This window comes from Stenotrophomonas sp. STEN038 (assembly GCF_056759895.1).
The window spans coordinates 1-12,446 of the sequence record NZ_JBRRDW010000006.1 but is presented as its reverse complement, the minus strand read 5'-3'; the positions used below and the strand labels follow the sequence as shown (position 1 = coordinate 12,446).

Genomic DNA, 12,446 nt, shown 5'->3' with positions numbered 1-12,446 from the left:
GGAGACGACCATGACCCTCGCCTTCCTGCGCTTCGAGCTGCGCGAGCAGCTGCGTTCCCCCTTGTTGTGGCTGCTTGCGGTGTTGTTCGCGCTGATCGCCTTTGGTGCCGCGTCCAGCGACGCCGTCCAGATCGGTGGCGGCATCGGCAACGTGCACCGCAATGCACCTTCGGTGATCGCAACTTTCATGACCTCCTTCACCCTGCTGGGGCTGTTGGTGGTCACCTTGTTCGTCAGCAACGCATTGCTGCGTGACTTCGAACTGGGCACCTCCGAGCTGGTGTTCTCCAGCCCGATCAAGCGCCGCGATTATCTTCTTGGGCGGCTTGGTGCGGCCCTGCTGGCCAGCCTGCTGATGTACGTGATCATCGCGACAGGCCTGTTCATCGCCCAGTTCATGCCCTGGATCGATGCGGCCCGGCTTGGCCCGATGTCGCTGCAGCCCTACCTGTGGTCGTTTGTTTTCATGGTGCTGCCGAACGTACTGTTCACCACCGCCTTGTTGGCGCTGCTGGCGGTCACCACCCGCAACATCCTGTGGGTCTATATCGGCGTCATCGTGTTCTTCGTGCTGTATGGCGTCAGTCGTGCACTGCTGGCCGATATCGACAACATGCGTATTGCCGCCCTGCTCGACCCGCTCGGCATGCGCGCGATGAGCCAGGCAATGCGTTACTGGTCGGCCGAAGAGCGCAATACCGGGTTGCCCGCGTTCACCGGCTACCTGCTGGAGAACCGCGTGTTGTGGCTGGCAGTGACCGGCGCGTTGTTCACTGCGACGTTCGCCCTGTTCCGTACCGAGCGCAGCGGCACCGGCCGCAAGCGCGGCAAGAAGGTAGTCAGCGTCGCTACCACTGACAGCAAACGCAACAACGTGGTCGCGCCCAAGGTCACCCCGAACTTCAGCGCGGCGACCGGTTGGCGGCAACTGCTGCGCCAGGTCGGGTTTGATGCCTTTGGCGTGTTCCGGAGTGCGCCGTTCCTGGTGTTGCTGGTGCTGGGCATGGCCAACTTCATCCCCACCGCCCTGCATCGCCGCACCATGTACGGCACACCGAGCTGGCCGGTGACCTCGCAGATGCTGGAAGCACTGCAGGGCAGCTTCAGCTTCCTGCTGATCATCATCGTGTTGTTCTACGCCGGCGAACTGGTGTGGCGTGAACGCAGCGCCCGCATCGCCGGCATCAGTGACGCCATGCCGGTTCCGAACTGGGTGCCGCTGCTGGGCAAGTTCCTTACCTTGATTGCGGTGGTGTTCGCGTTCCAGGCCGTCGGCGGGCTCACCGCCATCGCCATCCAGCTGAGCAAGGGTTACACCCAGATCGAGCCACTGCTGTACGTCAAGACGCTGGCGCTGGATTCGGTGGTCTACATCCTGATGGGCGGCATGGCCTTGGTGCTGCAGGTACTGAGCAACAACAAGTTCATGGGCTATGCGCTGCTGATCCTGCTGCTGATCGGGCAGTCGGTGCTGGGTATGCTCGACTACACCCAGAACCTGTACAACTTCGGCAGCTGGCCGATCGCCCCGTATTCGGACATGAACGGCTACGGCCATTTCCTGACCGGGCAGTTGGCCTTCCAGGGCTACTGGATGCTGTTCCTGCTGGCATTGCTGTTGCTGTGCGCGGCCTTGTGGGTGCGCGGCGTGGATTCGGGTTGGCGGCAGCGCCTGCGATTGGCCAAGCAGCGCCTGCGCGGTCCGTTGGGTGCCGGCCTGGCAGCGGCCACGCTGGCCTTCATCGCCTGCGGTGGCTGGCTGTACTGGAGCACCAACATCCGCAACGAGTTCGTCTCGCCGGACCAGCAGCTGGACCGCCAGGCCCGTTACGAGCGCGAATACCGCAAGCACAAGGACCTGCCGCAGCCGCGCATCGTCGCCATCGACAACAATGTCGACCTGCACCCGGAAACCCAGTCGGTACGCATCGATGGCGTCTACCGCGTGCGCAATACGCATTCGGCGCCGATTCCGGACATCCACGTCGCGATGGGCAATGACAAGACCCTGGCCAGCATCGAGATGGGTGGCGCAAAGCTGACCAGCCACGATGAGGAACTGGGCTACCGCATCTATCACCTCGATGCACCGATGGCACCGGGCGAGGAACGCGATATCCGCTTCACCGTCGATATCCATCCCAACGGCATCACCTCCAACCAGGCGCAGAGCCAGATCGTCGACAACGGCAGCTTCTTCAACAGCCGCGTGTTGCCTGCGTTCGGCTATGACACCGGCGCGGAGATCGGCGACCGCAACGAACGCCGCAAGCGTGACCTCGGCGAACCGACGCGCATGCCCAAGCTGGAGGATGAAGCCGCACGCGCCAATACCTATATCTCCAACGATTCGGATTGGCTGGATTTCCGCAGCACCATCTGCACCGCACCGGACCAGATCGCCTTGGCACCGGGCTACCTGCAGAAGGAGTTCGAACGTGATGGCCGCCGTTGCTTCAGCTACGCCATGGACCGGCCGATGCTGAACTTCTACGCCTATCTGTCGGCACGCTGGCAGGTGAAGAAGGCTACGTACAAGAACATCCCGATCGAGATCTATTACGACGCCAAGCATCCGTACAACGTCGATCGGATGATCGAGGGTGTGCAGAAGTCACTGGCCTATTACGAAGCCAACTTCAGTCCGTACCAGCACAAACAGGTGCGCATCATCGAGTTCCCGGGCTACCAGTCGTTCGCGCAGAGCTTTGCCAACACCATCCCCTACTCGGAGTCGATCGGTTTCATCGCCGACCTGCGCGACAAGGATGATGTCGACTATGTGTTCTATGTCACTGCGCATGAAGTCGCGCACCAGTGGTGGGCACACCAGGTGATCGGCGCCAATGTGCAGGGCGCGACCGTACTGTCCGAGTCCTTGTCGCAGTACTCGGCCTTGATGGTGATGGAGAAGGAATACGGACGCGGCCACATGCGCCAGTTCCTGAAGGATGAGCTGGACAACTACCTGTCGGGCCGCGGCGGCGAGGATGTGGAAGAGCTGCCGCTGTACCGCGTGGAGAACCAGCAGTACATCCATTACCGCAAGGGCTCGGTGGTGTTCTACCGCCTGCGCGACGAGATGGGCGAGGAAGCGTTGAACCGCGCGTTGTCCCGTTTCATCCAGGCCAAGGCCTTCCAGCAGCCGCCGTACACCACCTCGGCCGAACTGCTGGAGTTCATCCGCGCCGAAGCCAAGCCGGAGCAGCAGGCCTTGATCACCGACCTGTTCGAGAAGATCAGCTTCTACGACAACCGCGTGGTCGAGGCCAACGCGAAGAAGCGTGCGGACGGCCGCTACGACGTGACCCTGCAACTGCACGCCGACAAGCGCTATGCCGACGGCATGGGCAAGGAGACCGCGGGCACGCTGGACGACTGGATCGAGGTTGGCGTATTCGCCAAGGGTGCCTCCGGCAAGGAGCGCGATGAGAAGGTGCTGTACCTGCAGCGCCACCACATCACTGCCGCTGCGCCCAGCATCACGGTCACTGTGGACCAGAAGCCCGATGAAGCCGGCTTCGACCCGTACAACAAGCTGATCGACCGGGTATCGGCCGATAACCGTAAGCGGGTGACGGCGCAGTAGGCAAGATGCGAGCGATCCTCAGCTTGAGCCCCTCTCCCGTTTACGGGAGAGGGGTTGGGGTGAGGGCAGCTTTGGGGGCATTACCGGGAAAGCCCCTTGCCGAGCATGGCTCGGCACTACATGTCGGAAATCTGCTGCACTGCGGATTCCGTACGGGACCGAATGCGGTTACATTCGGCTCGTAACAGCGCCACCGGCCGCTGACCAAACCCACCCTGGGAGGGGACACATGCGTACTACCTTCAAGACCCTGTTGCTGGCCCTGCCGCTGCTGGCCGCCGGCTTCTCCGCCAGCGCCAGTGACAGCGCCGCCGGCCGCTGGCGCACCATCGACGATGAAACCGGCCGGGTGAAGTCCATCGTCGAAATCAGCCAGGCCGCCAATGGCACCCTCAGCGGCAAGGTACTGCAGGTATTGCAGTCCGAGCAGGGCCCGCACCCGGTCTGCAACAAGTGTGAGGGCACCAACAAGGGCAAGCCGATCGAAGGCATGACCATCCTCTGGAACGTCCGCCCGGACGGCACCAACAAGTGGGCCAACGGCACCATCCTCGACCCGGCCAAGGGCAAGACCTACAGCTCCAAGGTCGCCCTGGTGGACAACGGCCGCAAGCTGGATGTGTCCGGCTGCATCGCCTTCATCTGCCGTACCCAGACCTGGCTGCGCGACCAGTAAGCCGCTCAAAGCCTTTGCTTGAAGCCTTTGCCTGAAAGCCCCTCTCCCGCCTGCGGGAGAGGGGTTGGGGTGAGGGGAAGCTTCTAGCTGAGCAAAGTCAAAGGCCCCCTCATCCGCCCCTTCGGGGCACCTTCTCCCGTAGACGGGAGAAGGGAAGGCCCAGGTTTCGCTCCCTGTCCGGCTAGCTCCCAGCCCCAGCCCCGGCCTCCCGGGGCTGCTTCTTTTCAGCCATGCGATAATCACCAGTCCCCTGCTGCAAACCATCGCCATGACCCGCAACGCCCTAGTCACCAATGCCCTGCCCTACGCCAACGGCCCGCTGCACCTCGGCCACCTGGTGGGTTACATCCAAGCCGATATCTGGGTGCGTGCGCGGCGAATGATGGGCGAGAAGGTCTGGTACGTCTGCGCCGATGACACCCACGGCACGCCGATCATGCTGGCCGCGGAGAAGGCCGGGGTTACCCCGGAAGCCTTCATCGCCAACATCCAGGCCGGCCATGAGCGTGATTTCGCCGCCTTTGGCGTGGATTTCGACCATTACGACTCGACCAACTCGGCCACCAACCGGGAGTTGACCGAAGCCCTGTACGCCAAGCTCGACGCCGCCGGCCATATCAGCCGTCGCTCGGTGGCGCAGTTCTACGACCCGGCCAAGGGCATGTTCCTGCCCGACCGCTACATCAAGGGCACCTGCCCGAACTGCAAGTCGCCCGACCAGTACGGCGACAACTGCGAAGTCTGTGGCGCCACCTACGGTCCCACCGACCTGATCGAGCCGAAGTCGGTCGTATCAGGCGCTACCCCGGAAATGCGCGATTCGGAGCATTACTTCTTCGAAGTCGGCCGCTTCCAGGAGTTCCTGCGCGAATGGCTGGCTGGCGACGTGGCCCTGCCCGGCGTGAAGGCCAAGCTGGCTGAGTGGCTGGATGCCGAAGGCGGCCTGCGCGCGTGGGATATCTCGCGTGACGCGCCCTACTTTGGTTTCGAAATCCCCGGCGCACCGGGCAAGTACTTCTACGTGTGGCTGGACGCGCCGATCGGCTACCTGTCCAGCTTCAAGAACCTGTGCGCCAGGACCGGCGACGACTTCGACGCCGTGCTCGCCGCCGACAGCAATACCGAGCTGCATCACTTCCTCGGCAAGGACATCGTCAACTTCCACGGCCTGTTCTGGCCGGCGGTGCTGAAGGGCAGCGGCCTGCGCACCCCGACCAAGTTGCACGTCAACGGCTACCTGACCGTGGACGGCGCCAAGATGAGCAAGTCGCGCGGCACCTTCATCATGGCCCGCACCTACCTGGATGCCGGTTTGGCACCGGAAGCGCTGCGCTATTACTTCGCCGCCAAGTCCTCCGGCGGCGTCGACGATCTCGATCTGAACCTGAGCGACTTCACCGCCCGCGTGAACGCCGATCTGGTCGGCAAGTTCGTCAACCTGGCCAGCCGCTGCGCCGGTTTCATCGCCAAGCGCTTCGACGGCAAGCTGGCCGACGCGCTGCCGGACCAGGCTCAGTACGACCGTTTTGTCGCTGCACTGGCGCCGGTTCGCGAGGCCTACGAGCGCAACGACGCGGCTGCCGCCATCCGCCTGACCATGGCGCTGGCCGATGAAGCCAACAAGTACATCGACGACACCAAGCCCTGGGTTATCGCCAAGCAAGAGGGTGCCGACGCCGAACTGCAGGCGGTCTGCACGCAGGGCCTGAACCTGTTCCGCGTGCTGGTCACCGCTCTCAAGCCGGTGCTGCCGGCCACCGCGCTGCAGGCAGAAAGCTTCCTCAACGCCCCGGTCCACGGCTGGGACGACATCACCACCCCGCTGACCGCACACAGCATCGCTGCCTACGTGGCGCTGTTCACCCGTATCGACACCAAGATGATTGACGCAATGACCGACGCCTCCAAGGACACCCTCACCGCCCAGCCCGCTGCCGAAGCTAAGCCGGCCAAGGCTGAAAAGCCCGCCAAGGTCGAAGTGAAGGCCGAGGCCAAGGCCGAAGGTGAAGCTTCCGCGTACATCGGCATTGATGATTTCGCCAAGCTCGACCTGCGCATCGGCAAGGTGCTGGAATGCGGTTTCGTCGAAGGCTCGGACAAGTTGCTGCGCTTCCTGCTGGATGCCGGCGACCTCGGCCAGCGGCAGATCTTCTCCGGCATCCGCGGCAGCTATGCCGAGCCGGAAGCGCTGGTCGGCCGCAATGTGGTGTTCATCGCCAACCTGGCCCCGCGCAAGATGCGCTTCGGCCTGAGCGAAGGCATGATCCTGTCGGCCGGTTTCGACGGCGGCGCACTGGCGCTGCTGGATGCCGATGGCGGTGCATTGCCGGGCATGCCGGTACGTTGATGGCAACGGGTGCGCCGCTGGGCGCACCCTACCCGAACGGAGTGGACCATGCAGCTAGCCCTCTTCGACTTCGACCACACCATCACCGTCTGTGACACCTACAGTCGGTTCCTGCGTCGCGTGGCCACACCGGAGCAGCGCGCGCAGGGATGGTGGCGGGTTGGGCCGTGGGTGCTGGCCTTCCGGCTGAAACTGATCTCGGCCGAACGCGTCCGCCGCCGTGTCACCGCGCAGGTCTTCACTGGCCGCCATGCCGGTGAGATCACCCAGATGGCACGCGACTATGCACGCGAGCAGCTGCCGGAGATGGTGCGGCCGGAAATGCTCGAGCAGATCCAGTGGCACAAGACCCAGGGCCATACCGTGGTGGTCGTGTCCGGCTCGCTCGATCTGTACCTGCAGCACTGGTGCGAGCGGATGGGCCTGCAGATGATCTGCAACCGGCTCGAGGTGCAGGACAACCGTCTCACCGGCCGCTACGCCGAGGGCGACTGCGGCGCGCGCAAGGTCGCCTTGATACGCAAGCGGTTCGATCTGGGCAGCTACCAGCGTATCCACGCCTACGGCGACAGCAGCGAAGACAAACCCATGCTGGCGCTGGCGCACGAGCGCTGGTATCGCGGCAAGTGCCTTTCATGAGCCCCTCCCCCTCCGGGAGAGGGCTTGGGGTGAGGGCGAACAGCAGGACTCCCCAATGATTACCCAACCCACATCCGACGCTGCGCACCACCTTCTCTTGCAGGGAGAAGGAAGGGCTGCGCTGATCGAACGCCTCGACCGGCTGCTGCCGCAGACCCAATGTGGGCAATGCGGCTATGACGGCTGCCGTCCCTATGCCGAAGCCATGGCCGCCAACGCTGCCGCTGTGGACCATTGCCCGCCAGGCGGCGATGCTGGCGCACGTGCACTGGCGCATGTGCTCGGTGTGCCCGCCCTGCCCTACGACCGCAGCCGCGGCGAGCACAAACCGGCGCAGGTCGCGGTAATCGTCGAAGCCGACTGCATTGGCTGCACCAAGTGCATCCAGGCCTGCCCCGTCGATGCCATCGTCGGCGGCGCCAAATACATGCACACGGTGCTGGCCGACCTGTGCACCGGCTGCGAGCTGTGCATCCCGCCCTGCCCGGTGGATTGCATCGATCTGAAGGCAGTGACGAACCATGCAGCTGTAGGAGCGGCGTAAGCCGCGAAGCTCGTAGCAAACCAGCTATCGGAGATCCCGATCATCGGCATCAAACCGAAAGAGCGCAGCTGCTCCAGATCATGTTGAACGCTGCAATCCTGACGACACCGGCTTCGCGGCTTACGCCGCTCCTACAAGCCGGCGGAATCCTGCGGCCTCAATACTCGTCATCCTCGCCTTTCGGCGGCAATGGCGGCACGGTGTACTGGTGCCCGTGCGCACGGCAATCCGCAATCAAGGCCTCCGCATCCGCGCGCACTATCGCGCGCGTGCCCAGCGGATAGCGATCGTCCTCTACCAGGTCGGTGCGCAGGTCGGTGACCGGTGAGAACGACGCAGATACGGCATAGCGCTCCTCCGAGACAGCCAGCGCATCACCGCCCCACCAGCGGATCAACCAGTGCGCGTTGTCCCAGATCAACACCGTTTCCACCGTGCCGCCGGCGAGCTGGTAGCCCACCGCACAGAAACCATTGGGAACACTGCGGTCACCATGACGGCGCACCGTATTGCGCAGCTCTGCCTCAATCAGCTTGAACTGCGGGTACTGCAGCGGCTCGATGCGCTGCACAGGCACCTGCGCGTAAATCAACTTCGACAACGGCGCAGGCGCCGGCGCCGCAACAGACACAGTCGCGCTGCCGCCAACCAACGCACAACACACTGCAAACAACAGACGAACCTTCATTCCTTTCCCTTGCCTCCCTGCAAAGCCATCAACAGCCTCAAGGCTTGATCTGCCCGGATGCAAAGACACCCAGAGCAGATCAGCGGTGATCACACAGGTCGCTTACGGCACTGCAGCGGTGATCACGATCTCGATCTTCCACTCCGGGTTGGCCAGCTTGGCCTGCACCGTGGCGCGCGACGGGGTTGCGCCCTGTGGCACCCACTTGTCCCAGGCTTCATTCATGCCGGCGAAATCGGCCAGGTCGGCCAGGAATATCTCGGCACGCAGGATCTTGGTCTTGTCGGTCGGTGCCAGACGCAGCAGATCATCAATGGCCTGCAGCACCTGCTCGGTCTGGCCGACGATATCGGCGCTGGTGTCTTCCGGCACCTGCCCGGCCAGATAGGCCACGCCGTTGTGGATGGTCATTTCCGACATGCGCGGGCCGGTATCGAAGCGCTGGATCATCAGGGTGACTCCGTGTTGTGGATGTAGCCGCCATTGTGAGGGCAAGTGGAAGTTTCAGGCGTTTCTTTGCGTGAACGCCGCCACGATGCGAGCGCCACCAACAGCAGCCAGCCCACCACGACCGCAATCACCAGCTTCTGCCCCAGTCCGCGCGGGCTGCCACGCCACAGCACGTGCACCCACAACCCCGCAAAGGCCAACCACGCCCAGGCCCAGGTCAGCCAATACAGGCTCCGCCAGCGTGTGTCGCGGCCGAAGCACCAGGCCTGCAACAGCATGGCCACGGTCACGCACAGGAACGCGGTCTGTGCCGCCAAGCCATGAACCAGCGGCGCCAGCAGCGGTGCGTACTGCGGCAACCAGCTGTCGCCTATCGCTACCGTCGCCAAACCAAGCCCGGCCACGGCGAAAAGACTGGGCGGCAAGCCGCGCCGTGCATTGCCGTGCGCTTGCCGGTACAGCATCACGCCAAGCACGGCGATGGCCAGCGCCAGCAGGCAATAGACGCTGCGCAGCACAAGCCCATAGGGGCCATGCAGATACAGACTGAGGGTTGCCCGTACCCAGTCCAGGTCATCACGCGCAAACTGCAGGCCGATGGCAACAGCCAGGAACACCAGCAAGGCCAGCACCACGGCCAAGGCCAGCGCTGGCGATTGCCGAGCTCCCTTGTGCGAACCACTACCCATGTCCACTCCCCGCCGTTCGAGCAGCCAAGTCTAGTTCGCCTGTGGCCAGTGCGTTGACTGAAGGCGGTGAAAACGCTGCGCCGCGTACATGCAGCCATCATCACGCCAGGGGGCTAGTCTTATGCGTCCGCGCCGCACCAGCGCATAGCTCCCTCCCGTCTGCATGACCGCGTCTTCCACGTCTTCGGAATCTTCCATGCCGGGATGGCGGCGTGTTGCCGCCATCCTCGTCACCCTCGCCATCATGGCGATGGCGCTGCATGCCTTGGCCGGCGAGTTCAGCGACCATGGCTACCACCAGATCCGCGCCGCCGTGCGCGGTCTCTCCTGGTCGCAACTGGGCATGGCGACGCTGCTGGGCATGGCCAGCTACGCCTGCCTGATCGGATTCGATGCCATCGGTCTGCGCCGTGCGAAGCATCCACTGCCTGCAGCCCGCGTCGGCATCACCGCCTTCCTGGCCCACGCCGCCGGGCAGACCCTGGGCTTTGCCGCGCTGACGGGTGGTGCCATCCGCGTGCGCAGTTACGGCCGTGCCGGGCTCAGCCTTGCCGAGATCGGCCAGGTGGTGCTGATGAGCACCCTGGGCTTCGTGTTCGGCGCCTGGCTGCTGCTTGGCCTGGCCTTGCTGCTGGAACCGGGTGCCGCCGCGCTGGCATTGCCGATCTCGGCCACGGCGGTGCATGCGCTCGGCATCGGCTTGCTGGTCGGTTTCGCCGCGCTGCTGCTGTTGGTCGGTCGCGATGGCCGCAGCGTTGGTTGGGGTACGCACCGGATGTGGATTCCTGACCGTCGCACGGTAGTGGAAGTCACTGCACTGAGCGTGGTCGAGCTCTGTCTGGCCTCGGCCGCGTTCTACGTGCTGTTGCCGGCACAGGCCGAGGTCGGCTTCATGGGTTTCGTCGGCCTGTATCTGGTCGCGGTGGTGGCCGGACTGTTGTCCACCGTGCCGGCAGGCTTGGGCGTGTTCGAGTGGAGTCTGCTCAAGCTGCTGCCGCAGGTGGCGCCGGCCGCCATCCTCGCTGCTGCCGTGGCTTACCGCATCACCTACTACCTGCTGCCCTTGTTCCTGTCCGCGCTGTTGGCGGCCCTGGCCAGCGTGCGCCGCCCGCTGCGCAGTGGCGCCGGGACTGCGTGGTCGGTAATACGGCCGTGGCTGCCGCAGTTGATTGCGCTGGCGGTGTTCGCTGCCGGTGCATTGCTGCTTATCGACGGCACGCTGCCAGTACCCCATCAGCGGGTGTTGCCAGCATCACTGCCGATCGTGGAAACCTCGCACCTGCTCGGCAGCCTGGGCGGTGTGTTGCTGCTGCTGATCGGGCAAGGCCTGCAACGACGCAGCCACGCCGCGTGGATGCTGGCACTGGCGCTGTGCATTGCACTGCCGGTGCCGGCCTGGCTGCGTGGCGGCCATCTGACCGTGGCCCTGACCTTGCCGCTGGTAGCGGTGGCGCTATGGGCGGCACGTCGTGAGTTCTACCGCGAAGGTGCCCTGCTCGACGAGGCATGGTCCTGGCCGTGGCTGCGCAACGTCGCGCTGGTGCTGGTGGCGACCGTGTGGCTGCTGTTCTTTGTCTACAGCCACGTCGAATACCAGAACGAGCTGTGGTGGCAGTTCGCCACCTCCGGCAATGCGCCACGTGCATTGCGCGCCCTGCTGCTGGTCTGCATCGCGCTGATCGTGTTCGGGTTGGCGCGTCTGCTGCACAGCACCCGCAGCCCACTGCCGTTGCCGGACGCGGCAACACTGGAGCAACTGCGTCCGGTACTGGCCTTGGCCCAGGACACCCAGGCCTGCGTGGCAATGACCGGCGACAAGGCGATCCTGCGCAGCGAGGCCGGCGATGGCTTCGTGATGCTGCAGCGTTACGGCGGCTCGCTGGTGGCGATGGGCGACCCGGTTGGGCCACCGCAGGTGGCAGCCGCGCTGATCTGGAAATTCCGCGAGGAAGCCGACCGGCTCGGCCTGCGCCCGGTGTTCTACCAGACCAGCGACAAGTACTGGCAGCACTATCTGGATCTTGGCCTGACCCTGGTCAAGCTGGGCGAAGAAGCGATGGTGCCACTGCAGGATTTCAGCCTGGCCGGCAGCGAACGCGCGGACCTGCGCCAAGCCTGGAACAAAGGCAAGCGCGCTGGACTGAGCTTCAGGCTGGCGCCGGCCAGCGAGGTGCCGGCCCTGCTTGGCGAACTGGAAGAAATCTCGGACGCGTGGCTGGACGAAAAGGCCGGCGAAGAGAAAGGCTTCTCGCTGGGCAGCTTCGAGCCCGGCTACATGAGCCGTTTCCCGGTGGCGCTGGTCGAAGCGGAAGGGCGTATCGTCGCCTTCGCCAATATCTGGCAGGCACCGGCCGGGCATGAGTTGTCGGTCGACCTGATGCGGCATCGCCCGGATGCCCCCAAGGGCACGATGGATTTCCTGTTCATCGAGCTGTTCCTGTGGGGCGCGGCCAATGGCTATACCCGCTTCTCACTGGGCATGGCGCCACTGACTGGCCTGGCCCAGCACCGGCTGGCCGGCCGCTGGAACCGCTTCGCCAATCTGGTCGCGCGCCATGGCGAGCGCTTCTATGGCTTCAGCGGACTACGCCGCTTCAAGTCCAAGTTCGCACCGGAGTGGCGCCCGCGTTATCTGGCCGCGCCGGGTGGCGTGCACCTACCAGCGGCACTGCTGGATGTGACCCGGTTGATTTCGCTGGATCCGAGCAGGAAATAGCCATCTGCTTTTGTAGGAGCGGGGGGGGGGGGGGGGGGGCGCGGGGGCGGGCGGGGCGCCCGGGGCGGGGGGGGGGGGGGGGGGGGGCGCCCCCCCCCCCCGCCAGCA

General features: G+C 64.6%; 9 protein-coding genes. 6 read left to right on the top strand and 3 right to left on the bottom strand.

The window, feature by feature from the left end; translation table 11 throughout:
* Positions 1–10 precede the first annotated feature (10 nt).
* From ACVOLS_RS03675 to rnfB, 5 genes are all read left to right on the top strand, one after another.
* Positions 11–3,589 (top strand): ABC transporter permease/M1 family aminopeptidase, encoded by a 3,579-nt coding sequence (locus tag ACVOLS_RS03675; protein ID WP_481544537.1) that lies wholly within the window; start codon positions 11–13, stop codon positions 3,587–3,589.
* 229 nt (positions 3,590–3,818) lie between these two features.
* Positions 3,819–4,265, top strand: coding sequence for a DUF2147 domain-containing protein (locus ACVOLS_RS03670; protein ID WP_481544536.1), 447 nt, complete (start codon positions 3,819–3,821; stop codon positions 4,263–4,265).
* 268 nt (positions 4,266–4,533) lie between these two features.
* Entirely contained in the window at positions 4,534–6,612 is a 2,079-nt protein-coding gene (gene metG / locus ACVOLS_RS03665; protein ID WP_481544535.1) for a methionine--tRNA ligase, read from the top strand.
* A 48-nt stretch (positions 6,613–6,660) separates the two neighbouring features.
* The gene (locus tag ACVOLS_RS03660) at positions 6,661–7,251 is read left to right on the top strand and encodes an HAD family hydrolase (RefSeq protein ID WP_481544534.1); all 591 of its coding nucleotides are present in this window, start codon (positions 6,661–6,663) and stop codon (positions 7,249–7,251) included.
* Between the two features lie 55 nt (positions 7,252–7,306).
* Entirely contained in the window at positions 7,307–7,795 is a 489-nt protein-coding gene (gene rnfB / locus ACVOLS_RS03655) for an Rnf electron transport complex subunit RnfB (RefSeq protein ID WP_481544533.1), read from the top strand.
* Between the two features lie 157 nt (positions 7,796–7,952).
* On the opposite strand, the gene ACVOLS_RS03650 is transcribed toward rnfB, so the two are convergent.
* The 3 genes from ACVOLS_RS03650 to ACVOLS_RS03640 all read right to left on the bottom strand — a co-directional run bounded on the left by ACVOLS_RS03650 (position 7,953) and on the right by ACVOLS_RS03640 (position 9,622).
* On the bottom strand, positions 7,953–8,483 hold the full coding sequence (locus ACVOLS_RS03650) for a hypothetical protein (protein WP_481544532.1): 531 nt from the start codon (positions 8,481–8,483) through the stop codon (positions 7,953–7,955).
* Positions 8,484–8,585: 102 nt separating this feature from the next.
* Positions 8,586–8,933 (bottom strand): RidA family protein, encoded by a 348-nt coding sequence (locus tag ACVOLS_RS03645; protein ID WP_313170746.1) that lies wholly within the window; start codon positions 8,931–8,933, stop codon positions 8,586–8,588.
* The gene (locus tag ACVOLS_RS03640; RefSeq protein WP_481544531.1) at positions 8,933–9,622 is read right to left on the bottom strand and encodes a DUF998 domain-containing protein; all 690 of its coding nucleotides are present in this window, start codon (positions 9,620–9,622) and stop codon (positions 8,933–8,935) included. The genes ACVOLS_RS03645 and ACVOLS_RS03640 overlap by 1 nt, the downstream gene beginning before the upstream one ends.
* Positions 9,623–9,785: 163 nt before the next feature.
* Between ACVOLS_RS03640 and mprF the strand changes: the two genes are divergently transcribed.
* Positions 9,786–12,338, top strand: coding sequence for a bifunctional lysylphosphatidylglycerol flippase/synthetase MprF (gene mprF / locus ACVOLS_RS03635; RefSeq protein ID WP_481544530.1), 2,553 nt, complete (start codon positions 9,786–9,788; stop codon positions 12,336–12,338).
* Positions 12,339–12,446: the final 108 nt, after the last annotated feature.